Here is a 25,494-nt window from a genome sequence, read left to right on the forward strand (position 1 = left end):
CGGGGATCGGATCCCGCGCGTACTTGGCCGACACCTGGGTTCCCGCGGCGTCCCGCGTCCCTCGTGCTCGCCTCCCGGGCCATGCCCCCGGCGCCAGTCGGCGCGCGGGGACGATCACGCGTGTCCGCGAGCCTCGGCGTTTCGCGCCCGAATCGGCGCAGGAGCGCCCCCTGGCCGGAGCGGGCGCCCAAGCCCGCGGTGACCCGCGACCCCTGGAAAGTTGACGGCGGCCCGGCGGACTGCCATCCGCCCGTCCGACACGTCCGCCCGCCCGCGACATCCTCGAGTCTGAAGAGCCCATGACCGACCTGATCGAGACGATCCGCCGGACGCTCGTGCCGATCCACAAGGAGGGCTATCCCTTCATCCTGATCGGCATCGTGCTGACGGTGCTGGCCGGCTACTTCTCCCAGTTCTTCGGCTGGATCTTCCTGATCCTCACCCTCTGGGTCTGCTACTTCTTCCGCGATCCCGAGCGCGTCACCCCGGTGGCGGACGGGCTCGTGATCTCGCCCGCCGACGGGCGCGTGAACCTCATCGCCACCGTCCTGCCGCCGCCCGAGCTCGACCTGCCGCAGGTACCGACCCTGCGGGTCTCCGTGTTCATGAACGTGTTCGACTGCCACGTGAACCGGGTGCCGGTGGCGGGCCGGATCGGCCAGATCCACTACACGCCGGGCCTGTTCCTCAACGCCGAGCTCGACAAAGCCAGCGACGACAACGAGCGCAACGGCATGGTCGTCGAGACGACCCATGCCGGCCAGCCGAAGCGGGTCGGCGTGGTGCAGATCGCCGGCCTCGTGGCCCGGCGAATCGTCGGCTTCGTCGCGGCGGGCGACGTGCTCGGCGTCGGCGAGCGGTTCGGCCTGATCCGCTTCGGCTCGCGGGTGGACGTGTACCTGCCGGCCGGCTCGACCGTGCTGGTCGGCCTCGGCCAGAAGGCGGTGGCCGGCGAGACGGTGCTGGCCGATCTCGGCGGCGGCCCGGAGCGGCTGTTCAAGCGGATCTGAGGCGGCCATGGACGATCTCTTCCCGCCCTTCGCGCCCGACCCGAACGAGCCGCGGCCGCGCCGGTTCAAGCCGGTTCCGTTCCGGATGATCGCGCCCAACATGATCACCCTGATGGCGCTCTGCCTCGGGCTGACGGCGATCCGGCTCGCCTTCGAGGGCAAGTTCGAGCCCGCCGTCATCGCCGTGGTGGTGGCCGGGGTGCTCGACGGCATCGACGGGCGGGTGGCGCGGCTGCTCAAGGGGACGTCGCGCTTCGGCGCGGAGCTCGACTCGCTCGCCGACTTCGTGAATTTCGGCTGCGCCCCGGCCCTGATCCTCTACGGCTTCGTGCTGTTCCACCTGAAGTCGGTGGGCTGGATCGTGGCGCTGATCTTCGCCATCGCCATGGCGCTGCGCCTCGCCCGCTTCAACGCGATGCTGGACGACCCGAACCGGCCGGAATGGAAGAAGGACTTCTTCGTCGGCATGCCGGCGCCGGCGGGGGCGCTCACCGCGATGCTGCCGCTCTACCTGCACTTCCTGGGCTTCGGCATCGAGACCTGGGCGGCGCCCGCGGTCCTGATCTACGTGCTGTGCATCGCCCTCCTGGTGGTCTCCACGGTCCCGACCTACTCGGGCAAGACCATGGGCAAGCGGGTGCCGCGCAGCCTCGTCCTGCCGATCTTCCTGTTCGGCGTCGCGGCCTTCGGCATCCTGATCAGTTACCCGTTCGAGGCGCTGGTGGCGGTGAGCGGCGGCTACCTGCTGACCATCCCGGTCGTCGCTGCCCAGTATCGCCGGCGGCTCAAGGCAGAGCCGGCGCTCCCGGCCGGGGAGCGGCCCGCGGCCGGGGCGGATGCGCAGCCCGAGAGCGGTGCGGAGGCGCGGCCGCCGGCCGTCTAGCCGGACCGGGCGCTGGCCGCCGCGGGATTCTCCCCTACCTTGGCAGCGTTCGTGGAGGGGGTTCCGGAGATGCTCGAGGAATTCAAGAAATTCGCGCTGCGCGGGAACGTGGTCGATCTCGCGGTCGGCGTGATCATCGGCGCGGCCTTCGGGGCCATCGTCAATTCAGCCGTGCAGGACATCTTCATGCCGGTGATCGGCGCGATCACGGGCGGGCTCGATTTCTCGAACTACTACATCCCGCTCTCGTCCAAGGTGCAGGCCGGCTTGCCCTACGTGGACGCGAAGAAGCAGGGCGCCGTCCTCGGCTACGGCCAGTTCCTGACGCTGACGCTCAACTTCGCCATCGTCGCCTTCGTGCTGTTCCTGGTGATCCGGGCGATGAATCGTCTGCAGCACGCCGAGGTCAAGAAGCCCGACGAGGTGCCGGCCGACGTGAAGCTGCTCTCCGAGATCCGCGACCTGCTGGCGACGAAGCCGCGCGTCTGACGGCTCAGCCCGCGCGCGTGTCGTCGTCCGACGGCTTCACCCCGAAGGCGTCGAGGATCTGGTCGAGGGCCTGCCCGACGGCGCCGGTGCCCTCCTCGTGGGTCTTCAGGCGGGTCTCGAGCCTGCGGATCTGCGGCTCGAACGCGTCCGGCACCGGATCGTCGCCGAGGAAACGCGGCTTGTCGGGACCGACCGGCAGCACGCTGCGCAGTTGCTGGCCGAGATGATCGCGCACCGGCTCGGGGAGCGTGGATTTCGGATCGGTGGGAGTGTCGCTCATGATCGCCTCACGGGTCGAACCGTCGTCAACGGCCGGACGGATGAAGCGTTGCGCCGGCGGCCGCGTCTGCGGGACTGCCCCCGGAGCCAAGCTCCGGGGGCGTTCGGGCCGGCATGAGACCGGCCCAGGGTCTTAGTCGATGACCTCGACGATGCGGTGACCGCGGTCGACCAGCACCGGGCGGTCGTTCACCACGGTGTAGCGGTAGCCCGGCTGCACGCGGTACTCGCTCGGGACGTCGTAGTAGGTCACGCCCGAGTTCGGCAGGGTCGCGCCGACGGCGACGCGGCCGTCGTAGTCGTACGAGCGGACGTTGCGCTCGCGGACGTAGCTGCGGAAGCGCGGGGCCATGTCGACGCCGAGGATGCCGCCCACCGTGCCGGTGGCCGCGCCGACCGCGCCGCCGACGATGCCGCCGATCGGGCCGGCCGCGTCGGCACCCGCGGCGGCGCCGCGCTCGGCGCCCGGGATGGTGCCCTGGGCCTGCGCGGCCAGCGGCAGCGACAGGGCGAGGGCCGAGGCGGCGATGAGGGTCTTGAAGGTCATGCGGTGCGTCTCCATTCCGTGGTGTTTCGCCGCGCTGGCGCAGCGAAGCTCGGGCCGGTAACGCCCGATCCCCGGAATCGGATGCATCTTTTTTTGTGGAGCGCCGGCCCGCGGCGGCCCGGGCGCCTACGCGTCCTTGGGCATCGCCGACTGGATGAACCGGTCGGAGCCGAGATCCTCCTCGTCGTAGCCCAGGAGCTCCGCGAGGCGGCCGCGGGCGCGGCTGACGCGGCTCTTCACGGTGCCGACCTTGCAGCCCATGATCGTCGCGGCCTCCTCGTAGGAGACGCCCTCGGCGCCGACCAGCACCAGCGCCTCGCGCTGGTCCGGCGGCAGCTTGGCGAGCGCCGACTGCAGGTCCTCGACGTCGAGCCTGTCGCCCTGGTGCGGCGCGGTGGCGAGCCGGGCCGCGTAGGACCCGTCCTGGTCCTCGACCTCGCGGACCCGCTTGCGATGGTCCGAGTAGAAGATGTTACGCAGGATCGTGAACAGCCACGCGTTCAGGTTCGTCCCCGGCTGGAACCGGGCGCGGTGCTGCCAGCCCTTCAGCAGGGTGTCCTGGACGAGGTCGTCCGAGCGGGCCGGGTTCGAGGTCAGCGACAGCGCGAAGGCGCGCAGCGACGGAACGGCCGCGAGCAGGCCGTTGCGGAATTCGGGCTCGATCGCCTCGCCCCGGGCGCGCAGCGCCGCTTCGAGCTTCTCGATCAGCTCGGCGAAGCGGGACGGCAGCGTCTCCTCGCCGATCCGGTCGTAGACCGTGCGCAGGTGCTCCCCGAGATGCGTGCGGATGCCGGGCGCCAGGTTCGGGCGGCCATCCCGAGTCCCGTCCTCCTGGGACAGGACGGTGTCGGTGTCGTCGCGGGTCATGCGTATCGCGCTCGTCAACTCATCGTGGCTCGACCTGTGGTCCCGAGCGGGTCGAGGCGGAGCGCTTGCCGGCTCGAACCGGTGGTGAGGTCCGGCCGATGCGCTCCTGTTACCGGGATTCTAGCGCATCGGCCGCGGCCATGCACCCTCGGGCAAAACACACTTAAGCTAAGTTGGCCGGTCTCAACAGCCGGATCGCCCCGTCGCGCAGGGTCAGGACGTCGCCGCGGGCGAGATCGGTCCAGCACTCGTCCCGGGTCAGCGCCTGCGTGGCGATGACCGTCACCACGTCGTGCTCGGTGGTCTCCTGGGCGAAATCCACCTGCCAGTCCTCGTCGATCAGGGTGGCCTTCCCGAAGGGGGCGCAGCGGGTGAGGTAGCAGAGGCGCTTGCCGCAATGGGCGTAGAGGGTGCGGCTGTCGGTGAGCAGCATGTTGAACACGCCGAGCGCGTGCAGCTCGCCCGCGAGGTCGGCCACCGCCCGGTCGAGGGTCTCGGGGCGGGGCAGGGCGCGGAACCGGGCCTGGAGCCGGCCGAGCATCCAGCAGAAGGCGTGCTCGCTGTCGGTGGAGCCGATCGGCATGAAGCCGCCCAGCGGCAGCCGCTTCACGCCCTTGAGCTGACCGTTATGCGCGAAGGTCCAGCGGCGGCCCCACAATTCCCGGGAGAACGGGTGGGTGTTCTCCAGGCTGACCCGGCCGCGATTGGCCTTGCGGACATGGGCGACCACGATCCGGCTCTTGATCGGCATGTCGCGCAGGAGCCGGGCCAGCTGCGAGCGGGCGCTGGGCTCCGGCTCGTGGAAGCTGCGACAGGTGCGGCCGTCGTAGAAGCTGATACCCCAGCCGTCGGCGTGCGGCCCGGTCTCGCCGCCGCGCCGGGCGAGGCCCGCGAAGGAGAAGCGGATGTCGGTCGGCACGTTGGCGCTCATGCCGAGCAGTTCGCACATCGTCTTTCAGCCGGGCCATGCGGGGAAGCGGCCCCGTTTAGGAGCGTTCGGCCGTCCCGACAACGGCTTTCGCGCGGGTCAGCGGGCGAGATAGTCGGTCAGCGTCATGCCGACCATGATGGCGACCCAGAAGAAGCCGAGCCCCGAGAACAGCCGGATCAGGGGCGGCTCGTGGATCACCTCCATGGAGACGAGGAGGATCAGCGCCACCATCACGGCGACGACCGCGAGCTCCACGATCCAGACCTGCGCGAAGGGGAGGGTGGCGCCCAGCGTCACGTTGACGGCGAGCAGGGCGAGCAGCGCCAGGAAGGTGAGGACGGGCGTGCGCAGGCGCTTCCGGAGCAGGGCGCGGTCGTCGGCGCTCAGGGTCGCGAGGGGGTTCCGCATCCTACCGGTTCACCACGTAGAGGATCGGGAAGGCGAGGATCCAGACCAGATCGATGAAGTGCCAATACAGGCCGTAGACCTCGATCCAGTTCTGGTGCCGGGCGAGGAACCCGGCCCTGGCGGCCATCCACGTCATGCCGAGCAGGAGCGCGATGCCGGTGAACAGGTGCAGCGCGTGGAGCAGCGTCGCGACGTAGTAGAGGTTCACGAACAGCCGCGCCGCCGGCGTCTCGGCGAGGGCGAAGGGCCTGTCGCTGAGGAACGGCATCATGTGCTCGGCCCAGTCGGCGTAGTACTCGTAGCCCTTGAGCACGAGGAACAGGCCACCCAAAGCCGCGGTCGCCAGCATCGCCCGGACCATGGCGCGCTGCCAGCCCATGCGCGAGAACTCGATCGCCATCGACATGGTCAGGCTGGAGCAGATCAGAACCACGGTGTTGGTGGCCCCGATCCAGAACTTCAGATGCTTGGCCGCCGCGACCGTCGCCTCGGGGTGCTGGATCCGGGTGATCAGCGCCACCAGGAACAGGGCCGCGAACAGCAGCAACTCGGTGATCAGCCACGCCCAGATGCCGAGCGTCGCCGCTTCGCGCTGCTGCGCCACGCTCTCGAAATGGTGGGCGCGGGCGACCCCGACGCCGTCGGCGAGGGGCTCGCTCATCCGTGCTGGTCCCGGGCTTCCTGTGCCTGGATCGGGTAGTCGTAGGGGATGCGCGGCACCTCCGGCGGGGACAGGAAATTGTGCGTCGGCGGCGGGGACGACGTCTCCCACTCGAGCCCCTTCGCGTTCCACGGGTTGGCGGGCGCCTTCCGCCCGAACCAGAGGGAGTAGACGAGGTAGAGCATCGGGAAGAGGTAGCCCGCCGCCAGGATCGTGGCGCCGGCCGAGGACAGGACGTTCAGGAGCTGGAACTCGGCCGGGTAGGTCGCGTAGCGCCGCGGCATCCCCAGATAGCCGAGGATGAACTGCGGGAAAAAGGTCACGTTGAAGCCGAGGAAGATCAGCAGCGCCGAGACCCGCCCCCAGGGCTCGCTGTACATGCGGCCGGTGAATTTCGGCCACCAGAAGTGCAGGCCGCCGAGGAAGGCCAGCACCGTGCCGCCGACCATGATGTAGTGGAAATGCGCGACCACGAAGTAGGTCGCGTGGATGTGCTGGTTGATGGCGAGCGTCGCGAGGTAGAGCCCGGTGAGCCCGCCGAGCACGAACAGGCCGATATAGCCCATCGCGTAGAGCATCGGCGTGTCGAGGCGCAGCGCCCCCTTATGGATCGTGGCCGTCCAGTTGTAGACCTTCACGGCCGAGGGCACCGCCACCGCGAAGGACAGGGCGGAGAACACCAGCGAGGCCAGGTCGCTCTGCCCGTTGACGAACATGTGGTGGCCCCACACGAAGAAGGTCACCGAGGCGAGCCCGATCGACGCGTAGGCGACGAAGCGGTAGCCGAACAGCTTCTTCTGCGCGAAGGCCGGGACGATCTCGGAGATCACCCCCATGCCGGGCAGGACCATGATGTAGACGGCCGGGTGCGAGTAGAACCAGAACAGGTGCTGGAACAGCACCGGGTCGCCGCCGTAGGCCGGGTCGAACACGCCGATGTGGAAGGCACGCTCCGCGATCAGCAGGATCAGCGCGGTGGTGATGACGGGGGTGGCGAGCAGGAAGATCAGGCTCGTGGCGTAGTGCGACCAGACGAAGATCGGCAGCTTGAACCACGTCATGCCGGGCGCCCGCATGGTGTGGATCGTGACCACGAAATTGAGCCCGGTCAGGATCGACGAGAAGCCCACGATCGTGACGCCGATCAGCGCCGGCAGCACCCAGGTGTTCGAGAAGGCGGTGGAGAGCGGCGCGTAGAAGGTCCAGCCGGTGTCGACGCCGCCGAGCACCACCGAGACAAGGGTGAACAGGGCGCCGGCCATGAACACGTACCAGCTCGTCAGGTTGAGCTTCGGGAAGGCGAGGTCCTTGGCCCCGATCATCAGCGGGATCAGGAAGTTGCCGAAGGTCGCGGGGATCGACGGGATCAGGAAGAACCAGACCATCACCACCCCGTGGATGGTGAAGGCCTTGTTGTAGGTATCGTTGGTCATGATCGCGCCGTTCGGCACGACGAGCGCGAGGCGCACCACGCCGGCCGCCAGGGCCCCGATCACGAAGAAGCCGGTGATCGAGGCGAGGTAGAGGATCGCGATGCGCTTGTGATCGGTGGTGAGGAACCACGAGCGCAGGGTCGATTCCGCGTGCAGGTAGTCGGATTTTCGCCCGATCGTGGATTCCGGGGCGTGGGGTTCCCGGCGGGCGGTGCCGCCGACGCTGCCCGATGCGCTCATCGTGTCGCTCCCGGCAGCGTCGCGTCCGCGGCCTTGCCGGAGGCCGGACCCGCGTAGGATTTCAGGAAATCGATCAGCGTGCCGAGCTCGTCCGCCGGGATCCGGCCGGCGAAGCTCGGCATCACCTGCTTGCCACCGCCGGCGAGCCGGTCGCCGTTCGGGTTCAGGATCTTCTCGCGCAGCCACGCGTCGTCGGCGGTGACGGTGCGCCCGTCCGCGAGCTTGACTTGGCTGCCGTAGAGGCCCGCGAGGCTCGGCGCCTTCACGGACGAACCGGGGTCGTGGCAGCCGGCGCAGCCATAGGCCTCGTAGAGCGCCCGGCCCGCCGCGACCTTGCCCTGCTGCGCGCCGGCGTGGGTCAGCCAGTCCTGGTAGTCGCCGGGATTCATGAAGGTGACCTCGCCGCCCATCACGGAATGGTCGGTGCCGCAATATTCCGAGCAGTAGAGATGGTAGGTGCCGGTCTTCTCGGCCTTGAACCACAGGTCGGTGTAGCGGTCGGGCAGGGCCGCCACCTGCATCCGCACGGCCGGCAGGTAGAGGGCGTGGATCACGTCCTGGCTGATGATGTGCAGCCGGATCGGCTGGCCGATCGGCAGGTGCAGGTTGTTGATCTCGGACTGGCCCGTCGGGTGCTGGAACTTCCACATCCACTGCCGGCCGATCACCTCGACCACCATGGCGTCGGGGGGCGGGTTCTTCGACTCGACGAACAGTCGGGCGCCCCAGACGAAGAAGATCAGCGTCAGCAGGAACGGGATCAGCATCCAACTGATCTCGATGAGGTTCGACCGGATGCCCGAGGGGCTCCGGTCCGCCTCGGAGCCCTCGCGGTAGCGCAGGGCGAAGTAGGTGATCGCCACGAAGACCGGCACGGTCAGCAGCAGCGTCAGCACCGTGAAGGCCAGGATCAGCCAATCGGTCTCGATCGCCGTGGCGGAGACCGCGGCGGGCCAGAGCTGGAGGGAATCGTGGCTCGGCGTCATCGCGCGGCGGGCTCCGCCGGTTCGAGGGAGCGGCCGACGGTCAGGTCCATGGCGCGCCCGATCGGGATGCGGGCGCGAGTGTGGGCCTCGTCCCGGTAGCCGTAGCCGGAGAGCCGCGCCGCGGCCTCGGCCCGCTCGCGGTCGAGGTCGGCGTAGGGGTCGGCCTGCAGGTTCGGCGGCGGCGGCGCCAGCCGCGTCGTCTGCTGCGGCGTCAGGGTGGGCAGCGCCCGGCGCTGGCTCGCCGCGAAGGTGCCCATCAGCCAGACCATCGCGCCGACGACCGCCAGCGCCGCGAGCGCGAGGCCCGCCATCACCAGCACGGTGTTGCGGACGTTGACGTCGCGCGTCTCGTGCCCGGGATCGTCGGGATGGCGCTGCGTGTTGGCCGCCGGGCGCGGCGGCCGCCCGTTCAGGAGGCCGCTGCCGCGCAGGGTCAGCCCCGCGAGGATCGCCGGGATCAGGCCGGTGGGTCCGTCCGCGCTCATGCCGGCCTCCCGGCGCGGCGGGCGGTCGAGGCCGCGCGGTCGGCGCGCGGACGCATCAGCGGGCGCAAAGCGGCCGCGAGGCAGGCCACGGCGCCGGCGGCCAGCACGTCGCTCGGGCGGAGGAAGAAGCGGTCGCGCACCGCCGGGGTGATCAGCCAGAACATCTCCAGGGCGTGGATGGCGAGCGCCGCGCCGGCCAGGATCCGGGTGGTCGGGCGGCCCGGCCGCAGGGTCGCGAGCCCGGCCAGGACCACGACCGCGCCGGCCACGATCGCCAGCGCCCGCCCGACCCAGCCGCCGCGGGCGAGGTACCACGCCACCTCGGGCGGAAGGTTGGCCGACCAGACGATCAGGAACTGCACGAAGTGCATGTAGGCCCAGAGGCCGAGGAGGACGACGAGGGGGACGAGCCGGCCCCGGCCGGGGGCCGTGCGGCCGCGCCCCACGGGCTCCGGCTCCTCCCAGGCCAGCAGGATCGCCGCCGCGAAGGCGAGGCCGCTCCACGCCGTCATTACCAGGAGACCCAGGAGGGTGGAGTCGAGCCGCGGATCCAGGGAGGCGACGACGTCGGTGACGAACAGCGTGCCGATGACCGCGTGCAGGCCCACCGCCGGCACGGTCCGCCCCTCGCCGGGCGCCTCGAACGGCCTGGCGAACCGCAGCGCCAGCCAGGTCCAGGCGGCCAGATAGACGATCACCCGGACCGCGAAGAACGGCACCGTGAACCACAGGGCGGCCAGCGGCGTGCGCGCCGGGGCGCTCACCCACGGATAGAGCAGCGGCGCGGCGGCCAGCAGCGGCAGCGCCAGCACGGCCGCGACCGGCATCAGCGCCGTCAGCCGGCGCAGGCCCGCCAGCATCTCGATGCCGCCGCGCTCGCGGACCCGCTTGCCGAAGCGCTCGGCCACGATGACCACCGGCAGGGCGCCGACCGGCAGGGCGAGGAGGACCAGCCACGCCGCGAGATACGAGGCCGCGGCTCCGCGCCAGCCGCCCGCGATCAGGCAGACGGCCAGGAGGACGAGGCCGGCGAGGCCGAGAAGGGCGGGGCGCCTCACCGCGTCGCCTCCAGCCGCGCGCGATCCGCCTCGGGCAGGCTCGCCACCGGGGCGTCCTGGCTCAACTGGAGAGCGCGGACGTAGGCGACGATCGCCCAGCGGTCGGCCGAGGGGATCATCTGGGCCATGCCGAACATCGCCTTCCGGCCGTTCGAGATGGCGTCGTACAGGTCGGACGCGGAGGCCGCGCGCACCGGCCCGGCGGTGAGGTCGCCGGCGGACGGGAAGCCCCGGGCCACGATCATCCCGGCGCCGCGGCCGTCCTGCCCGTGGCAGGGGGTGCAGAACACCCCGTAGCGCTCGCGGCCCTGGTCGAGCAGCGCCCGGCTGATCGCCTGCGGCTGCGGCGCCGCGCGGGCCGGATCGATCCGCGGCACGGTGCCGGCCACCGGCTGGCGCATCGTGATCTCGCGGGGGAAGAACGGGTTCTTGTCCCAGGTCTTGGCCCGGGCCTGATCGGCCATGTCGGCCTCGCCGCAGGCGGCGAACGGCGCGAGGGCCAGGCAGGCGAGGAGGGCGCGCCTCATCGCGGGATCCGCCGGATCTCGAGGGGGCGCCCGGCCTCGGCCGGCAGGGAGGCGAGCCGCCGCTCGATCCGCGCCGCGTCGAACCGGTCGCCCCGCGCCTCGGCGGAGAGGAAGAACCGGTCCTCCGAGGCGCGCAGGAAGCCCGGGATGTTGAAGGCCGGGTGGTTCAGGCGCGGCAGGCGGTTGAGCACGAGGAGCGCGAGGTGGATCGCCACGCAGCCGGCCATCATCGCGAAGGAGACGCTCGGGACCACGAAGGACGGCCAGGACAGGCGCGGGCGGCCGCCGATCAGGAACACGTAGTCGTAGGCCGTGGCGTAGATGCACAGCGCGAAGAAGCCGAAGCCGCCGAGCAGGGCGCCTGCCAGGGCGTAGGGCAGGATCGAGCGCCCCTCCAGGCCCAGGGGCCGCAGGGTGCGGGGCATCGGCACCGGTCCGTGCCCGTCGAGATGGACGTGGTCCGGGCCGATCCCGGAGACCGCCTGGAGGGCGGCGGCGAGGTCGCCCTGGCTCGCGAAGGTCGCGGACACGCCCCACAGGGGCGCGGTGACCGGGTTCTCCTCGGGGCGACCCGTGGCCCCGGACGCGGCCGCGCGGGCGGCCTCCTGCGCGGCCGGCGACGCAGTCAGGGCGAGGCGGCGGCTCTCGACGATCGAGACGGCCGGCAGGTAGCGCAGGAACAGGAGCAGCAGGGTCAGGAACAGCCCGATCGAGCCCGCGAAGGTGGCGATGCCCCAGATGTCGGTCGTGTAGGGCAGCCTCGAGGAGGGCAGGAAGTCCTGCGTCAGGGTGACGACCAGGACCATGACGTGGTCGGCGTAGGCACCGATCGCCACGAGCAGCCCCACCGCCGCGATCGCCGGCGGCGCCGTGCGCGCCCGGGCCGACCAGAGGATCTGCGCGGGCAGGACGAGGCACAGGACCGCCGTCCAGGACACCAGGGCGTGGTCGCCGGTCATGCGCCGGACCAGGACGCCGCGCCCCTCGGCGTCGCCGTTGAGGAAGGTGTCGAAGTACTCGGCCGCGTAGCAGTAGGCGCTGGCGCAGCCGAGGCAGAGCAGCAGCCGCCCGAGGACGTCGAGATGGCGGTCCGTCACCAGGGCGTCGAGGCCGTAGACGAGGCGGATCAGCATCACGGTCACCGCCGTGACGCCGACGCCCGAATAGACCGCGTTGACCAGGAAGCTCACCGGCAGCAGCGTGCTGTGCCAGCCGGGCATCAGCGAGCCCGCCAGCATGACCGAGGCCCCGGTCTGGACCGAGACCACCAGCAGCACGCCGAGGAGCGCCACCGTCCGGTAGGCCTGGACCCAGATCTGCCAGTGGGCCGCCGAGCCGCGCCAGCCCGAGGCGAGGATGCCGTAGACCTGCGCGCGCAGGAGGGAGAGCTTGCGGGTCGGCGCCTTCGCGTCGAATTGGCGGAGCGCCTCGACGTGGGCCCGGTCGCGCAGCGTCGCGAGGTCCGGCAGCAGGCCGATGAACCAGAGGCTGACGCAGATCACCAGGAACGACACGATGTCGATCGCGTCCCACAGGAGCGGCGAGCGGAACTGCGGCCAGAGATCGTAGGTGTTGGGGTAGGGCAGGTTCCAGAAGAAGAACCAGGGCCGCCCGAGATGGATGATCGGGTAGAGGCCGGCGGCCGCGGTGGCGAGCAGCGCCAGGGTCTCGGCGACGCGGTTCACCGCCCCGCGCCACTCCGCGCCGAGCAGGAGCAGGATCGCCGAGACCAGCAGGCTGCCGGAGGCGACGCCGATCCACCAATCGTAGCTCGCGATGTCCAGCGCCCAGACGACGGCGTTGTTGTTCGCCCAGATGCCGGGGCCGGCGTAGAGCAGGTAGCCGAGGGTGAGGAGGAACAGGCCGAGGAGCGAGGCCGCCCCCGCGAAGGCGATCCACCAGCGCCGATTGCCGGGATGCGTCAGCGGGATCTCCGCGACCGCGCCGCCGATGTCCTCGAGGGTCGCGTCGGGCCGGATCAGGGCGCCGGACATGCTCAGCCCTCCCGTCCGTTCGGATCCGCGGCCGGGGCGAGCTCGGCGAGGTAGGTGGTGCGCGGCCGCGTGTTCAGGTGGCCGAGGAGCGCGTATTCCCGCGTGTCCCGGCGGGCGGCCGAGACCTGGCTCCCCGGGTCGGCGACGTTGCCGAAGGTGATCGCCCGGGTCGGGCAGGCACCCTGGCAGGCGGTCTCGACGCTCCCGTCGGGGATCGGCGCGTGGGCGTCCTTGGCCGAGGTGATCCGGGCCGCCGTGATCCGCTGGATGCAGTAGGTGCACTTCTCCATCACGCCGCGGGACCGGACCGTGACCTCGGGGTTGCGCTGCTGCTGCTCCACCGGGGTCGTGCCGCCGGTATAGTCGCGGTAGTTGAAGCGCCGGACCTTGTAGGGGCAGTAGCTCTGGCAGGTCCGGGTGCCGACGCAGCGGTTGTAGACCTGGAGATTCAGGCCCTCGCTGTCGTGGAGCGTCGCCTCGACGGGGCAGCCGAGCTCGCAGGGCGCCTGCTCGCAATGCATGCAGGGCACCGGCTGGAAATGCGTGGTCGGGGCGTCGAGGCCGCCCGCGTAGTAGCGGTCGACCCGCAGCCAGCCCATCCAGCGGCCGAGCGCGACCTCCTCGCGCCCGACCACGGGGATGTTGTTCTCCGCCTGGCAGGCGGTGACGCAGGCGTTGCAGCCGATGCAGGCGTCGAGGTCGATGGCCATGCCCCACTGCGCGGCGACCCAACGGTCCTGGCTCTCCGGGGGCGGGTAGAACGAGGCGGGGGTCGGCGCGCCCTTCGGGTCGCCCGCGGGCGCGGCGCCGAGCGCCTGCACGCGCACGAGGTCCTGCCCCTCCATCGTGCCGAGGTGCTGGGTAGTGACCGGCTTGCGCACGCGGCCGGTCTTCGTCAGCCGGGCGCCGGCGAGGCGCCAAGTCGAACCGGCCGGGCGCAGGGGCGCGGAATCGTAGCCGAGGCCGCGGGCGAGGTGGTCCGGCACGTCGCGGCCGTAGCCGAGGGTGAGGGTGACGGTGTCGTCGGCCTGGCCGGGCAGGATCCAGGCCGGCCCCTCGACCGCGCGGCCGCCGGCCTCGACCCGCAGGATGTCGCCCGTCGCGATCCCCGCGCGCTCGGCGAGGCGCGGGCTCACCGCGACCACGTTCTCCCAGACCACCTTGGTCAGCGGCTTCGGGAGTTCCTGCAGCCACGCGAGGTCGGCGTGGGTGCCGTCCCAGATCGTCGGATCGGGCCGGAACAGCACCTCGATTTCGCCGGCGGACGCGGGGGATGGGGCGGCCGCGGGGGCCGCCGCCTGCGTCAGCGCGACGGTCTCGGCCGGGCGCGCGCTGCCCGCCCAGAAGCCGAGGCGCAGGGCCTCGGTGAAGCGGGCCTCGAAGGCCGCGTCGTCCTCGCCGGCGCTGCGCGCGCCCGCCTTGAGGAGGTCGAGGGCGTCCTGGCCGCTCTCCCCGCCCTCGCCGCCGGCCAGGAAGGCCAGCATCTCCGAGGGCGTCCGACCGTTGTAGAGGGGCGCGACGGTCGGCTGGATCAGCCCCACGGTCCCGTCGAGGGACCGGATGTCGCCCCAGGATTCCAGCGGGTGGGCGGCGGGCAGGTGCCAGTCGGCATGCGCGCCGGTCTCGTCGTAGTAGAGTCCCGCGTGGATCTTGAGCGGGACGCGCGCCATCCGGGCGGCAAAGTCGAGGGCGCCCGGCGCCTCGTAGACCGGATTGGCGCCGAGCACGACGAGCGCCTTGACGGCACCCTGATCCAGGGCCTCCGCGAGCTCCGCGAGGGTCCCGGCGCCCGTCTCCTCCGCGGGCGCCGTGTGGACCAGGGTCGTGCCGGTGTTGCCGAGGGCGCCGTTGAGGCGGTGGACCAGCGCGTGCAGTTCCGGGCTCGCGGTCAGGCCGGCGGTGACGATGCCGCTTCCCCGGGCCTCGGCGAGCGCCGTGCCGGCACCCCGCGTCCAGCGCGCGACGGGGTCGTCGCCCGCCGGCGCCGCGCCGCCGGCGGCCAGGGCGAGGAGGTCCCGGGCGAGATTCTCCAGCCGGCCGGCCGGGACCGCGAGTCCGTAATCCGCTTTGGCGCTGGTCAGCGTCGGCGTCGGCGCCGCCGCGTGGAGGGTGAGGAGGCGCCCCTCCGCGTAGGCCGCGCGCCGCGCCTCGCTCCAGCGCCGCGACAGGCCGACCTGGCCGGGCCCGAGGTCCAGGAAATCGCCGTCCAGCGCCACGATGGTGCGGGCGCGGCCGAAATCCGGGATGGTCTCCAGCGGCCGGCCGTAGGCCTGGCGGGCGCCCTCGTAGATCCCGCCGCGGCCGGCCCCGGCGCCGGTGTACCAGCGCAGAGCCGGGTAGGCGGCCCGCAGCCGCGCGATCTGGGCCGCCACGTCGGGCGACGTCACCGGGCCGGTGAGCAGGGCGAGACCCTCGCCCCGGCTCTCGCGCCAGCCCGGCATCCGAGCCTGGAGATCCGCCCGGAACGCCGGCCAGGAGCTCGGCCGCCCGAGATGCTGCACCGCCTGGGAGCGGAACGGGTCGTAGAGCCCGAGGACCGAGGCCTGGGCCAGCACGTCGGTGCCGCCGCGGCTCCAGGGATGCTCGGGGTTGCCCTCGATCTTCAGGGGGCGGCCGTTGCGGGTGGTGACCAGGATGCCGTTGCCGAAGCCGTCGAACACCGCCGAGGAGGCGTAGGACAGGTCCGTGCCGGGCACGATCCGCTCGGGCTGGTTGACGTAGGGCACCTCGTAGTCGCGGCCGTTGCCCCCGCCGCAGGCCGTGAGGCCGCCCAGCGCGAAGGAGGCGGCCATGAGCTTCAGGAAGCCGCGCCGCTCCGGGGCAGCGGCGAGCCGGGACGCCGACGGGAACTCGGCCGCCAGGTAGGCGCGGAACTCGGGGCTGTCGGCCACGGCGTCGAGGCTGCGCCAGAAGCGCGGTCCGTCGCCGCCGGCGAGTTTTTCGCGCAGGGCCGCGATGTCGGGGGCGCCGGTCATCGGTGGCAGATCCCGCATTCGGTCAGCCGCTCCCCGCCGCGGATATGGTACTGGGCCACGAGCTTCGGGCCCAGACTCGCCTGATCGGCCGGCGGCTTCCAGGTCATGTTCCAGACCTGATCCGGCGTGCGGACGTACTTCTCCGGGGCCCGGTGGCAATCGAGGCAGAACTGCATCTCGAAGGCGTTGGCCCGGTAGGTCATCTGCATCGACGTGACGTCGCCGTGGCAGGTCGAGCAGCCGATCCCCTTCGTCACGTGGACGGAGTGGTTGTAGTAGACGTATTGCGGCAGCTTGTTCAGCCGCTTCCATTCCAGCGGCTTGTCCTGCGCGTAGCTGTCGCGCACCGGCTTGAGCATCTCGGAGCCGGTCCAGATCTGCGAGTGGCAGGTCATGCAGGTGTGCGTCGGCGGGATGCCGGCGGTGGCCTCCCGGTCGACCGTGGTGTGGCAGTAGCGGCACTGGATGCCGAGCTCGCCGGAATGGTGCTTGTGGCTGAACGGCAGCGGCTGGGCCGGCGCGATCCCGACGCCCGTAACGTAGTTCGAGCGCACGATCCCGGCCGCCAGGACCGGGACGCCCACCAGGCAGGCCACGCCGGTCATCAGCGCGAGGCGGTAGAGCGCGTCGGCGCCGGGGGTGAACAGCTGCGCCATCAGGCCGTCCCGGACGTCGAGCCGGCCGTGCCGTGCCCTTCGGTCTGCTCAGCCCCTCGCCGCACGCGTCACCCCATCCTCTGGTCCCGCCCGAGATCGGCTGCGCCGGCACGCCCACGCGATGCGGTCCGGGCGGACGCGGCGACCGGACCTCGCGGCACGCTCCGGATCGCGCCGCGTGCAGAGAATCGAACCTAGAGCGCTTCCAGACCAGGGCTAGAACTTGGATCAGTCCGGCCGACATGTCGCACGGGGCCGGGCCGCGCCGGCCGCCCTTTCCGCCGCGGCCCCGAAGGCCTATGCCGCGGACGGCGGCGGACCGCGGCGGACCCGCCCGATGCTGTCCGGAGACGCATGGAATCCGATCCTCTCCTCCTGACGTGGCGCGCCGCGCGGCCGCAGCACACCGTCGCGGCGGCCCTCGCGGTCGGGGTCGGCGCGCCGCTCTGCGCGCTCGCGCTCCTGTGCCTGCGCGACCTGATCGCGGTCCTGCCGCGCGACGAGGCGCCGATCCTCCCGTTCCTGCGCGTGGCGGCGGAGCTCCCAGGCCGGGAACTGGTGCTCGTCCCCGGCATCCCGATGCGCCCCGCAGAACTCGAACTCACGGCTTTCCTGTGCATCGCGGTCTGCGCGCTGGCGCTGGCGGGGGTAGGCTGGTTCGTGGCGCGCCTGTGCTTCAAGGCGCAGAACAGGGCCGGGGACGCCGTCCGCGAGGGCGTGCTGCAGGCGATCCTCGACGCCCCCGCGGGCGCGCGAGACGAGGCGCGCGGCCTCACCCGGATCGTCGGCGAGGTACTGGCCCGGGCCGACCGCCTGCTGGCCGCCGGCATCGTCCTGCCGGCGATGACCCTCGCGGCCCTGATCCTGGCCCTCGGCTTTGCGGCGCTCGCCGCGCCCCGGCTGGTCCCCGCGGCGGTGATCGGCCTCGCGGCGATCGGCCTCGCCTACGGGCTGGTTCTCGAGCGCGCGCGCGACCGGCACGAGCTGCGGCTGCGCTCGAGCGCGCGCGCCGAGGAGAGCCTGAACGACCTCGTCCGGCGGCTGCCCGCCGTGCGCAACCACGGCGCGGCGGCCATCGAGCGCCGCCGGATCGCCGCCCGCGTCGCCGCGATGCGGGCCAATGTCGGGCGGGCCGAGGCGCGGCTGGCCTATGCCCGGGCGCCGGCCCTGGCCCTGGCGGTGATCCTTCCGGCGATCGCCGCCGGCACCGCGCTGTGGCGCTCGGGACCGGGCCAGCCGCCCGCGGCCCCGGTGGATCCGGCCGCCCTCGTGGCGGCCGTGGGCGCCTTCGGCCTCGCCGGCTGGCTCGCGGCGATCTGCGCGCGGCTCTGGATGGTCCGCAGGTCGGTGCGCCCGCGCCTGCGCGACCTCGCCCGCACCATCGCGGCCCTCGAGGGGCGGCGGGCGCGGGCCGCCCGCAGCGGCGCCGCCGCCCTGCCGCTGCCCCGGTCCGGGATCCTGGCCACCGAGGGCGTCGGCGCCTTCGATCCGGCCACGGGCGAGCGCCTGACCGGCGTCGACGTGGCCGTGTCGATGCCGGGGCACGTGGCGATCACGGGCAGCCGCGGCAGCGGCGCCCGCGCGCTGGCGGCGGTGCTGGCCGGCCAGGTCGAGCCGACGGCCGGCGCCGTCACCTACGCGGGCACGGACCTGCGCGACTTCGACGCCGCCGAGCGCGCCCGGCGGATCGCCTTCACGTCCGGCGAGGCGATCCTGATGGAGGGCTCCCTCCGGCAGAACCTGCTCTACGGCACCGATCCGGCGACCGCGCCCGACGACATCGCGCTGATCGGTATCAGCCGGCTCACCGGACTCGACGGCTTCGTGTACGCCCGCGGGCTGACCGGGCGGCTCGACCCGGCCGCCCAGCCGCGGCTCGCCGCCGCGATCGTCGCCGCGCGCCGCACCATGCGGGTGGCGCTGGCCGCCAAGGGCGCCGAGCGCCTCGTCGAGCCCTTCGACCCCGACCGCTACAACAATCAGGCGAGCATCGGCGAGAACATCCTGTTCGGCGAGCCGGTGGGCGGCACCTTCGCGCCCCTGCGCTTCGCCCGCCACCCCTACCTGCGGGCGGTCCTGGAGGCCGAGGGGCTGGTCCGGCCGCTCACCGAGATCGGCCTGTCGGTGGCCCGCAGCACGGTGGAGATCTTCGCCGACCTGCCCAACGACCACCCCCTGTTCGACGCCTACTCGCTGTTCCAGGCGGCCGAGCGGGGCTATTTCGAGGATCTCGTGGCGCGCCTGCCCGGGGCGGCGAGCCTGCGGCGGGGACCGGCGGGCCAGCGCGACCGCGCGCGGCTGATCGGCCTCGCGCTGCGCTACAACGAGTCCCGCCACCGCTTCGGCCTGATCGACGGCCCGTTCGAGGAGCGCCTCGTGCAGGCGCGCCGGTCCTTCGCCCGGATGCTGCCGGCCCACCTCGCCGGCGCGGTGGTCTTCCACGATCCCTCGCGGGTCAATCCGGCCGCGAGCCTGGAGGAGAACCTGCTGTTCGGCCGGATCAGCCTCGGCGAGGCCAATGCCGAGCCGCGGGTGCGCGAACTGGTGCGGCGGGTGCTGGCGGACGAGGGCCTCGAGGCCTCGGTCTACGGCCTCGGCCTCGACAGCAAGGTCGAGATCCAGCCCAGCACCGGGGCGCTGGCGGACGGCGCGATCAACGCCCGCGAGCGGGTGGCGATCGAGCTGAGCCGGTGCCTCGCCCGCGACCCCGACATCCTCGTGGTGGCGGTCGCGATGGACGAGCGGAAGGCCGAGGGCGCGCGCGAGCGTCTCGCCCAGCTGCGGCAGGCGCGGGCCGGGCGCGGCCTCATCGTCTTCCTGTCCGAGACGGGCCTCGCCGAGTGCGCCGCGCCGTTCGACGCGGTGATCGCCGTGGAGAACAGCGCGGTCGTCGCGCCCGTGCCGGCGAATGTCGAGCGGGAGCCGGAACCCGCGGCCTGAGGGGAACCGGCGGCGGTGCGGCCGCGCCGTCGTCCCGGCGATGCCCGTCCGCGGGGGAGGGGGCGCCTCCGCGGGGGCGGCGGGCGGGCAGGACGCAGCCTCACGGCCGCCGCAATACTCCGTCAGGTCGCGAGGCCGCGCCCGTCCGGCAGCCATCCCGGCCGATCCAGCGCGGACGGTTCATGCCCCTGTCGACCTCGCTTCCCCTCGCCGCCGGCCTCGTTCTGCTGGCCCTCGCAGGCCCGGCCGCCGCGCAGGCGGGCAAGGCCGAGGCGCCGATTCCGGCCGCGACCCTCGCGCTGATGGCGCAGAAGGGCGTGACGGCCGCCTCGCCGGTCCTGTTCCGGGCCTACAAGAAGGAATCGGAGATCGAGGTCTGGAAGAAGGGCGCCGCGGGCTACGTCTACATCAAGACCTTCCCGATCTGCCGCTGGTCCGGCCAGCTCGGGCCCAAGCGCAAGACCGGCGACCGTCAGACCCCGGAGGGGTTCTACGCCGTGCCCCGGCGCCAGATGAACCCGAACTCGCACTACTATCTGTCCTTCGACGTCGGCTATCCCAACGCCTACGACCGGGCCCATGGCGGGACCGGCTCCGCCGTGATGGTGCACGGGATCTGCTCGTCCATGGGCTGCTTCGCCATGACCAACGGCACGGTCGGCGAGATCTACGCCATCGCCCGGGACGCGCTGAACGGCGGGCAGGCGGCCTTCCAGTTCCAGTCCTACCCGTTCCGGATGACGGCCGAGAACATGGCCCGCCACCGGACCGATCCCAACATCGCCTTCTGGCGGGAGCTCAAGGCCGGCTCCGACCGGTTCGAGGCCAGCCGGGAGGAGCTGCAGGTCTCGGTCGTCGCGGGCCGGTACGCCTTCGCGCCCGCCCGGGATCCCGCCGTCGAGGCGGCCGTCACCACCCGCCGGGCGGTCGAGGAGGCGCGGATGGCCGCGCTCGCCGAGGCGGGCGAGCCCGCCGTGCGCACCACCTATTCCGACGGCGGGCAGAACGCCTTCTGGGCGGCCTACACGGCCCGGGGCGGCGCGGTGGGGGACATCAGCCGGCCGGAGGCCCTGGCCTTCGCCGGGCAGGAGGTGGTGGTCGTGCCGGGCCATCGCGTCCATCGCCCGGTGCCCGAGACGGTCTGGGCCGGCTGGGCCGCGCCCGGATCGGGCCTGTCGCCGCGGCAGATGGCGGGCTTCGTGCCGGTCTACGAGCGGGCGCCCGACCCGTTCGGGTCCCTGGTCGCGCCGCTCCCGACGCGGTACAGCGACGCACTCCCGTCCTGGCTGGCCGCGGGACTCGCCGGATCGGCGACCGGCCGCCCGATTCTGGCCGGGTCGCCGGCCGGTCTCCTGGCCGCCGCGGAGCCCCTCTGAGCATGCGAAGGCCCTTCGCGGCGGCCCGTGCGTGTGCGCGGACGCACATCACGACCGCGTGCGGCACACCAATTCATGATACGGCAGGGGATGAGCGGTACACCTGCTCCGTCGGCCTGCCGTATTCAGAGCTACCTTCCCGGAACGGCGACGGGGTTTCGATCATAAGTGATCGGGACCGACTGTCCGCGGATTCGTGATCGCCATGTCGAACAGTTCCGAGCCGACCATCCTGGCGGCCGACCAGGACCTCGCACTGCGCTTCTGGGGCGTCCGCGGCTCGACGCCCGTCAGCGGCCCGCAATACGCCGAGTTCGGCGGCAGCACGCCCTGCATCGAGGTGCGGTGCGGCCAGCGCATGTTCATCGTCGACGCGGGCTCGGGCATCTACAACCTCGGGCAGGGTCACCGGACCGATCTGCCCCAGGAAGTCGACCTGCTGTTCAGCCACCTGCATCTCGACCACACCGCGGGTCTGCCCTTCTTCAAGCCGGCGGTCCTCGATCCCGACCGGGTGATCAACACCTATTGCGGCAACCTCGGCGGCGAATCGGCCGGGCCGACCCTCGACCGCCTGTTCGCGCCGCCGCTCTTCCCGGTTACGCTCGACAAGCTGTGCTGCACCTTCCACCACCACGGCTTCGAGGCGGGTCAGACCCTGGCCTTCCCGGACGGCACGCGCGTCGCCACGATCCTGCTGAACCATCCGCAGGGATCGGTCGGCTATCGGTTCGAGCACGGCGGCCGACGCCTGTGCTTGATCAGCGACATCGAGCACAGCGACCCGTGGCCGGATCCGGAGCTCGCCGCCTTCGTCGCCGACGCCGACCTGATGGTCTACGACGGCATGTTCACCGACGGGGAATATCCGACCTGCCGGGGCTGGGGGCACTCGACCTGGCAGAAGGGCGTGGAGCTCGCCCGGAACGCCGGCGTGAAGGCGCTCGGGATCATCCACCTGCACCCGGCCCATTCCGACACGGCGCTGCGCGACATGGAGGCCGACCTCCAGGCCGAGATGCCGACGGCGTTCATCGCGCGCGAGCGCCAGAGCCTCATCGTCGGCGCCCCGCGGGCGGTGAGCGGCCGGCCGAGCGCGCGCCCGGCCGTGGCGCGAGAGATGCGCCGCCGAATCAAGGTCGCCTGAGGCCGGGCGTCAGACGGAGCGCCGCCGGCGCGTCCGGCTGTACCGGGCCCAGGTGAACAGCACGAACAGCGCGACGCCGATGATCAGGATGCTCCAGCCGTAGTTGCTGACGAGCTGCGCGTCGATCGGGTGGCCGACGTACCCGAGCGCCACCAGCAGACCGAGCACCGCGATCGCCGCGGAAACGAGCATCCCTACAATCATCGAAGTCCCCGGCGCGTCCCATCCGCGCGATTCGGCAGGGCCGTATGGTGGGGAAGAATGCACGGCGGCGGCACCCGTTCCAGCCCCGTGATCAGCCTGCCGCGAGCCGGCGCGCGGTCCCTCGGCCGCGATCATCCGCCCCGCGCTGTTCACCGGAATGGCGCGGCGGCGCATTCGGCGGCTCCCATCGCGCCGAAGTTAGGCTAAGTAGGCCGCCTGACGGCGCCCCGAGGCGCGCGAGGAGCTCGAGACCACGGCGATGAGCGGCCAAGACAACACGACGGCGTCCGCGACGGCGCACACCAGCGAGCAGACGCATTCCGCCGCCGCCCCGGGCCCCCTGCGCCCGCAGGACCAGCTCGTGACCATCTACGGCGGCTCCGGCTTCCTGGGCCGGCACGTGGTGCGGGCGCTGGCCAAGCGCGGCTACCGGATCCGCGTCGCAGTGCGCCGGCCGGACCTCGCGCTGTTCCTGCAGCCGCTCGGGAAGGTCAACCAGATCGTCGCCGTCCAGGCGAACCTGCGCTACCCGGACTCGGTGGCCCGGGCCGCCGAGCGGTCGGACGTGCTGATCAACCTCGTCGGCATCCTGCAGGAGACCGGCTCCCAGAGCTTCGCGCGGCTGCAGGTCGACGGGGCCGAGGCGATCGCCCGCGCCGCGGCGCGCCAGGGCGCCCGGATGATCCAGGTCTCGGCGATCGGCGCCGATCCGGCCTCGCCGTCGCTCTACGCGCGCACCAAGGCGGAGGGCGAGGCGCGGGTCTTCGCCGCCTGCCCGGACGCGGTCGTGTTCCGGCCCTCGCTGATCTTCGGGCCGGGTGACAGCTTCTTCAACCGCTTCGCCGGCCTCGCCCGGGCGCTCCCGGTCCTGCCGCTGACCGGCGGCCAGTCCCGCTTCCAGCCGGCCTTCGTGGGCGACGTCGCCGAGGCGATCGCCCGCGCGGTCGACGGCACCCTGGCGCCCGGCAAGGTCTACGAGCTCGGCGGCCCGGAGGTGGGCACGCTGGAGCATTTCGTGCGCTACATGCTGAAGACGATCCGGCGGAAGCGGGTCGTCGTGGACCTGCCCGTGCCGGCGGCCAAGCTCCAGGCCCGCATGCTGGAGATCGCCGACACGCTGACCTTCGGCCTGCTGCCGGATTCGCTGAAGCTGACCCGCGATCAGGTCACGCTGCTCCAGAACGACAACGTCGTCTCGGAGGCCGCCAAGGCCGAGGGCCGGACCTTCGAGGGGATCGGGATCACGCCGACCGCCGCGGAGGCGGTGGTGCCGGGCTATCTCTGGACCTTCCGCAAGGCGGGCCAGTTCGCCACCGATCGCGACGAGGAAGTCCTGTCCGAGGTGCCCGACACGCTGGCGTCGCAGCCCCTGGCGGCCGGATCGCAGCACCGGCCGAAGACCGCCTCCGGCCCGGCGATCGGCGCCGATGCCGGCAGCTCGCCGGGGGCCGGGCAGGGCAGCATGGGCGTGCGCTGGGGAACCCGGAACCCGGGCTAGGTGACGCTCCTCGCCCGGATCGCGCCGTGAGCGCACCCTCTCTCCACGGGTCCGGCGGCCCGGTCCCGCGGCGCGTCCTCGTCACCGGGGCGGCCGGTTTCGTGGGCGGCCACGTCCTGCCGCTCCTGGCGGGGGCGACGGCGGGGTCGGCGGTGCGGGCGGGCGACTGCGTGGCCGGGATCGGGCGGGGGCGGTCGCCGCGCCTGCCGGAGGGCGTCACCTACGCGGCGATCGACCTCCTCGACGAGGTCACGCTCGGCGGCTTCGTGGCGCGGTTCCGGCCAACCGCGATCCTGCATCTGGCGGGCCTCGCCTCGGTGGCGGATTCCGCGAGCGGCCCGGGCCAGACGTGGCGGGTCAACGTCAACGGCCTGATGAACCTCGTGGCCGCGGTGGAGGCGGTGCCGGGCTGCACATTCTTCTTCGTCAGTACCGGCGAGGTCTACGGCAGCGCGTTCCTCGCCGGCCACGCCCTCAGCGAGGCGGTCGAGCCCCTGCCGCGCAACACCTACGCCCGGTCGAAATGGGTCGGCGAGCAGCTGCTCCGCGATCTGCTGCCCCGCATCGGCGTGAAGCTCGTCGTGCTGCGGCCGTTCAATCATATCGGTCCCGGCCAGGACGAGCGCTTCGTCGTGGCCTCCTTCGCGGGACAGATCGCCCGGATCGAGGCCGGCCTCGTCCCGCCCTGCCTGGAGGTCGGCAACCTCTCCTCCTACCGCGACTTCCTCGACGTCGCCGACGTGGCGAGCGCCTACGCCGACCTGATCGGCCGCGCGGACTCCCTCGCGGACGGGAGCGTGTTCAACATCAGTTCGGGCCAGCCGCGGACGATCGCCAGCGTCCTCGAGGACCTACGCGCGCGGGCCCGGGTCCCGTTCGAGATCCGCATCGCCCCGGAGCGGGTACGGCCGACCGAGATCCCCCTGGCCGCGGGCGATGCCGGTCACCTCCACGCCGCCACCGGCTGGCAGCCGCGGGTCTCGTGGGACGCGGCCCTGACCCGGGTTCTGGACGATGCGCGGGCGCGGCTCGCGGACGTGCGCGAGACCCGCTGAGACGCTGGCTCTCGCGCGAAGCGGCGCTCAGCGCTCCGCGACGCCGATCAGCGCGGTGGAGGGGATCGGCAGGACGGGTCGACCGCCCGCCATGCGCCGCCCCTCCGCGACCACCGCGGCCCGGTCATCCGCGCTCAGGTCGACCCAGTCCGGCGACAGGCCGAACACTGTGTCGGGGTCGTCGAGCAGGGCGACGTCGAGCACGTAGTCGAAGGTCACCCGGTCGATCCGCGGGGCCGCGTACCCGGCCGCGACCAGTTCCCGGGTGAAGCCGGCCGGATCGCCGAGCGCCCGCACCCCGTCGGGCATCGCCCGGCTCTCGCGCTCGGGGAACAGCCGGCGGCGGATCTCGCCGAGCAGCAGGAACGTCGCCGCGCCCTGGTCCTGCCAGGTCGCCACGACGCCCAGTCCCCCGGGCCGCGTCACGCGCGCCATCTCGGCGAGGCCCTTCCGCCAGTCGGGGAACAGGATCACCCCGAAGATCGAGAACACCGCGTCGAAGCCGCCGTCGGGCAGGTCGAGGGCTTGGCCGTCCATGACCCGCGCGTCGACGTTGGGCAGGCCCGCGCCGGCGATGCGCGCGACCATGCCGGGCGCGAAGTCGACCGCGAGGACCCGCGCCCCCGACCGCGCCGCGGCCAGCGCCAGGGCACCGGTGCCGGCCGCGACGTCGAGGACGCGGCATCGCCCGGTCAGCGGCACCCGCGCGAGCGCCGCCTCCGCGAAGCGCGCGGTGAACGGGTGGGCGGTCGTCGCGTAGTGCTCGGCGACCTTGTCCCACCGATCGGGGTCCTCGAACTCGCGCAATGCTTCAGCTCCGCTCCATCATGTAACTTGATAAGTAT

At 72.5% G+C, this 25,494-nt stretch carries 24 protein-coding genes; 8 read left to right on the forward strand and 16 right to left on the reverse strand.

The annotated features are described in order from the left end of the window. Window positions 1–299 precede the first annotated feature (299 nt). From BLW78_RS22395 to mscL, 3 genes are all read left to right on the forward strand, one after another. A complete protein-coding gene (locus tag BLW78_RS22395; RefSeq protein ID WP_091682188.1) occupies window positions 300–1,010 on the forward strand; it encodes a phosphatidylserine decarboxylase in 711 nt (236 codons plus the stop codon). A 7-nt stretch (window positions 1,011–1,017) separates the two neighbouring features. Then, window positions 1,018–1,893 carry a CDP-alcohol phosphatidyltransferase family protein gene (locus BLW78_RS22400; protein WP_020092369.1) on the forward strand — a complete coding sequence of 292 codons (876 nt, stop codon included), beginning with the start codon at window positions 1,018–1,020 and terminating at the stop codon, window positions 1,891–1,893. Between the two features lie 69 nt (window positions 1,894–1,962). After that, complete coding sequence (gene mscL / locus BLW78_RS22405) at window positions 1,963–2,382, forward strand: large conductance mechanosensitive channel protein MscL (RefSeq protein ID WP_020092370.1); 420 nt, start codon at window positions 1,963–1,965, stop codon at window positions 2,380–2,382. Between the two features lie 4 nt (window positions 2,383–2,386). Here mscL and BLW78_RS22410 read toward each other — a convergent pair whose 3' ends face one another. The 14 genes from BLW78_RS22410 to BLW78_RS22475 form a co-directional block, all read right to left on the reverse strand. Then, a complete protein-coding gene (locus tag BLW78_RS22410) occupies window positions 2,387–2,662 on the reverse strand; it encodes a hypothetical protein (RefSeq protein ID WP_091682192.1) in 276 nt (91 codons plus the stop codon). A gap of 132 nt (window positions 2,663–2,794) precedes the next feature. Then, window positions 2,795–3,208 (reverse strand): DUF1236 domain-containing protein, encoded by a 414-nt coding sequence (locus tag BLW78_RS22415; RefSeq protein WP_091682356.1) that lies wholly within the window; start codon window positions 3,206–3,208, stop codon window positions 2,795–2,797. Between the two features lie 126 nt (window positions 3,209–3,334). Beyond that, window positions 3,335–4,075 (reverse strand): NepR family anti-sigma factor, encoded by a 741-nt coding sequence (locus BLW78_RS22420; RefSeq protein WP_020092373.1) that lies wholly within the window; start codon window positions 4,073–4,075, stop codon window positions 3,335–3,337. Between the two features lie 163 nt (window positions 4,076–4,238). Then, window positions 4,239–5,024, reverse strand: coding sequence for a class II glutamine amidotransferase (locus tag BLW78_RS22425; RefSeq protein ID WP_020092374.1), 786 nt, complete (start codon window positions 5,022–5,024; stop codon window positions 4,239–4,241). 78 nt (window positions 5,025–5,102) lie between these two features. Continuing rightward, on the reverse strand, window positions 5,103–5,414 hold the full coding sequence (locus BLW78_RS22430; RefSeq protein ID WP_020092375.1) for a hypothetical protein: 312 nt from the start codon (window positions 5,412–5,414) through the stop codon (window positions 5,103–5,105). Window position 5,415: 1 nt separating this feature from the next. Then, window positions 5,416–6,075 (reverse strand): cytochrome c oxidase subunit 3, encoded by a 660-nt coding sequence (locus BLW78_RS22435; RefSeq protein WP_056523414.1) that lies wholly within the window; start codon window positions 6,073–6,075, stop codon window positions 5,416–5,418. Beyond that, entirely contained in the window at window positions 6,072–7,748 is a 1,677-nt protein-coding gene (locus BLW78_RS22440) for a cytochrome c oxidase subunit I (RefSeq protein ID WP_056523416.1), read from the reverse strand. The genes BLW78_RS22435 and BLW78_RS22440 overlap by 4 nt, the downstream gene beginning before the upstream one ends. Beyond that, entirely contained in the window at window positions 7,745–8,734 is a 990-nt protein-coding gene (coxB, locus tag BLW78_RS22445) for a cytochrome c oxidase subunit II (protein WP_020092378.1), read from the reverse strand. Before coxB ends, BLW78_RS22440 begins: the two co-directional genes overlap by 4 nt. After that, window positions 8,731–9,219: a hypothetical protein gene (locus BLW78_RS22450; RefSeq protein ID WP_020092379.1), complete on the reverse strand. Its 489-nt coding sequence runs from the start codon at window positions 9,217–9,219 to the stop codon at window positions 8,731–8,733. Before BLW78_RS22450 ends, coxB begins: the two co-directional genes overlap by 4 nt. Beyond that, complete coding sequence (locus BLW78_RS22455; protein ID WP_091682193.1) at window positions 9,216–10,277, reverse strand: hypothetical protein; 1,062 nt, start codon at window positions 10,275–10,277, stop codon at window positions 9,216–9,218. Before BLW78_RS22455 ends, BLW78_RS22450 begins: the two co-directional genes overlap by 4 nt. After that, window positions 10,274–10,804 carry a c-type cytochrome gene (locus BLW78_RS22460; RefSeq protein WP_091682194.1) on the reverse strand — a complete coding sequence of 177 codons (531 nt, stop codon included), beginning with the start codon at window positions 10,802–10,804 and terminating at the stop codon, window positions 10,274–10,276. Before BLW78_RS22460 ends, BLW78_RS22455 begins: the two co-directional genes overlap by 4 nt. After that, the gene (locus BLW78_RS22465) at window positions 10,801–12,798 is read right to left on the reverse strand and encodes a DUF3341 domain-containing protein (RefSeq protein WP_091682195.1); all 1,998 of its coding nucleotides are present in this window, start codon (window positions 12,796–12,798) and stop codon (window positions 10,801–10,803) included. Before BLW78_RS22465 ends, BLW78_RS22460 begins: the two co-directional genes overlap by 4 nt. A gap of 2 nt (window positions 12,799–12,800) precedes the next feature. Then, window positions 12,801–15,773 carry a TAT-variant-translocated molybdopterin oxidoreductase gene (locus BLW78_RS22470; RefSeq protein WP_091682196.1) on the reverse strand — a complete coding sequence of 991 codons (2,973 nt, stop codon included), beginning with the start codon at window positions 15,771–15,773 and terminating at the stop codon, window positions 12,801–12,803. Further along, window positions 15,770–16,429 carry a cytochrome c3 family protein gene (locus BLW78_RS22475; RefSeq protein WP_020092384.1) on the reverse strand — a complete coding sequence of 220 codons (660 nt, stop codon included), beginning with the start codon at window positions 16,427–16,429 and terminating at the stop codon, window positions 15,770–15,772. The genes BLW78_RS22470 and BLW78_RS22475 overlap by 4 nt, the downstream gene beginning before the upstream one ends. A gap of 354 nt (window positions 16,430–16,783) precedes the next feature. Here BLW78_RS22475 and BLW78_RS22480 point away from each other — a divergent pair, with 354 nt between their 5' ends. The 3 genes from BLW78_RS22480 to BLW78_RS22490 all read left to right on the forward strand — a co-directional run bounded on the left by BLW78_RS22480 (window position 16,784) and on the right by BLW78_RS22490 (window position 21,892). Continuing rightward, entirely contained in the window at window positions 16,784–19,369 is a 2,586-nt protein-coding gene (locus tag BLW78_RS22480; RefSeq protein WP_091682202.1) for a P-loop NTPase family protein, read from the forward strand. Window positions 19,370–19,551: 182 nt separating this feature from the next. Beyond that, the gene (locus BLW78_RS22485; RefSeq protein ID WP_091682203.1) at window positions 19,552–20,745 is read left to right on the forward strand and encodes a L,D-transpeptidase family protein; all 1,194 of its coding nucleotides are present in this window, start codon (window positions 19,552–19,554) and stop codon (window positions 20,743–20,745) included. A gap of 205 nt (window positions 20,746–20,950) precedes the next feature. Beyond that, the gene (locus BLW78_RS22490; protein WP_020092387.1) at window positions 20,951–21,892 is read left to right on the forward strand and encodes an MBL fold metallo-hydrolase; all 942 of its coding nucleotides are present in this window, start codon (window positions 20,951–20,953) and stop codon (window positions 21,890–21,892) included. 9 nt (window positions 21,893–21,901) lie between these two features. On the opposite strand, the gene BLW78_RS22495 is transcribed toward BLW78_RS22490, so the two are convergent. Next, on the reverse strand, window positions 21,902–22,084 hold the full coding sequence (locus BLW78_RS22495; protein ID WP_020092388.1) for a hypothetical protein: 183 nt from the start codon (window positions 22,082–22,084) through the stop codon (window positions 21,902–21,904). Window positions 22,085–22,355: 271 nt separating this feature from the next. On the opposite strand from BLW78_RS22495, the gene BLW78_RS22500 reads away from it, so the two are divergent. Continuing rightward, a complete protein-coding gene (locus tag BLW78_RS22500; protein WP_091682205.1) occupies window positions 22,356–23,594 on the forward strand; it encodes a complex I NDUFA9 subunit family protein in 1,239 nt (412 codons plus the stop codon). Window positions 23,595–23,620: 26 nt separating this feature from the next. After that, entirely contained in the window at window positions 23,621–24,649 is a 1,029-nt protein-coding gene (locus BLW78_RS22505) for a GDP-mannose 4,6-dehydratase (RefSeq protein WP_091682206.1), read from the forward strand. Window positions 24,650–24,676: 27 nt separating this feature from the next. On the opposite strand, the gene BLW78_RS22510 is transcribed toward BLW78_RS22505, so the two are convergent. Next, window positions 24,677–25,456 (reverse strand): class I SAM-dependent methyltransferase, encoded by a 780-nt coding sequence (locus BLW78_RS22510; protein WP_091682208.1) that lies wholly within the window; start codon window positions 25,454–25,456, stop codon window positions 24,677–24,679. Window positions 25,457–25,494 lie beyond the last annotated feature (38 nt).

The organism is Methylobacterium sp. 275MFSha3.1 (assembly GCF_900108435.1).
Lineage (GTDB): Bacteria > Pseudomonadota > Alphaproteobacteria > Rhizobiales > Beijerinckiaceae > Methylobacterium.

Bases quoted from the DNA above. Each gene is read 5' to 3' on its own strand.
- BLW78_RS22395 (WP_091682188.1), top strand. From the start codon at position 300: ATGACCGACCTGATCGAGACGATCCGCCGGACGCTCGTGCCGATCCAC.
- BLW78_RS22400 (WP_020092369.1), top strand. From the start codon at position 1,018: ATGGACGATCTCTTCCCGCCCTTCGCGCCCGACCCGAACGAGCCGCGG.
- mscL (WP_020092370.1), top strand. From the start codon at position 1,963: ATGCTCGAGGAATTCAAGAAATTCGCGCTGCGCGGGAACGTGGTCGAT.
- BLW78_RS22410 (WP_091682192.1), bottom strand. From the start codon at position 2,662: ATGAGCGACACTCCCACCGATCCGAAATCCACGCTCCCCGAGCCGGTG.
- BLW78_RS22415 (WP_091682356.1), bottom strand. From the start codon at position 3,208: ATGACCTTCAAGACCCTCATCGCCGCCTCGGCCCTCGCCCTGTCGCTG.
- BLW78_RS22420 (WP_020092373.1), bottom strand. From the start codon at position 4,075: ATGACCCGCGACGACACCGACACCGTCCTGTCCCAGGAGGACGGGACT.
- BLW78_RS22425 (WP_020092374.1), bottom strand. From the start codon at position 5,024: ATGTGCGAACTGCTCGGCATGAGCGCCAACGTGCCGACCGACATCCGC.
- BLW78_RS22430 (WP_020092375.1), bottom strand. From the start codon at position 5,414: ATGCGGAACCCCCTCGCGACCCTGAGCGCCGACGACCGCGCCCTGCTC.
- BLW78_RS22435 (WP_056523414.1), bottom strand. From the start codon at position 6,075: ATGAGCGAGCCCCTCGCCGACGGCGTCGGGGTCGCCCGCGCCCACCAT.
- BLW78_RS22440 (WP_056523416.1), bottom strand. From the start codon at position 7,748: ATGAGCGCATCGGGCAGCGTCGGCGGCACCGCCCGCCGGGAACCCCAC.
- coxB (WP_020092378.1), bottom strand. From the start codon at position 8,734: ATGACGCCGAGCCACGATTCCCTCCAGCTCTGGCCCGCCGCGGTCTCC.
- BLW78_RS22450 (WP_020092379.1), bottom strand. From the start codon at position 9,219: ATGAGCGCGGACGGACCCACCGGCCTGATCCCGGCGATCCTCGCGGGG.
- BLW78_RS22460 (WP_091682194.1), bottom strand. From the start codon at position 10,804: ATGAGGCGCGCCCTCCTCGCCTGCCTGGCCCTCGCGCCGTTCGCCGCC.
- BLW78_RS22465 (WP_091682195.1), bottom strand. From the start codon at position 12,798: ATGTCCGGCGCCCTGATCCGGCCCGACGCGACCCTCGAGGACATCGGC.
- BLW78_RS22470 (WP_091682196.1), bottom strand. From the start codon at position 15,773: ATGACCGGCGCCCCCGACATCGCGGCCCTGCGCGAAAAACTCGCCGGC.
- BLW78_RS22475 (WP_020092384.1), bottom strand. From the start codon at position 16,429: ATGGCGCAGCTGTTCACCCCCGGCGCCGACGCGCTCTACCGCCTCGCG.
- BLW78_RS22480 (WP_091682202.1), top strand. From the start codon at position 16,784: ATGGAATCCGATCCTCTCCTCCTGACGTGGCGCGCCGCGCGGCCGCAG.
- BLW78_RS22485 (WP_091682203.1), top strand. From the start codon at position 19,552: ATGCCCCTGTCGACCTCGCTTCCCCTCGCCGCCGGCCTCGTTCTGCTG.
- BLW78_RS22490 (WP_020092387.1), top strand. From the start codon at position 20,951: ATGTCGAACAGTTCCGAGCCGACCATCCTGGCGGCCGACCAGGACCTC.
- BLW78_RS22495 (WP_020092388.1), bottom strand. From the start codon at position 22,084: ATGCTCGTTTCCGCGGCGATCGCGGTGCTCGGTCTGCTGGTGGCGCTC.
- BLW78_RS22500 (WP_091682205.1), top strand. From the start codon at position 22,356: ATGAGCGGCCAAGACAACACGACGGCGTCCGCGACGGCGCACACCAGC.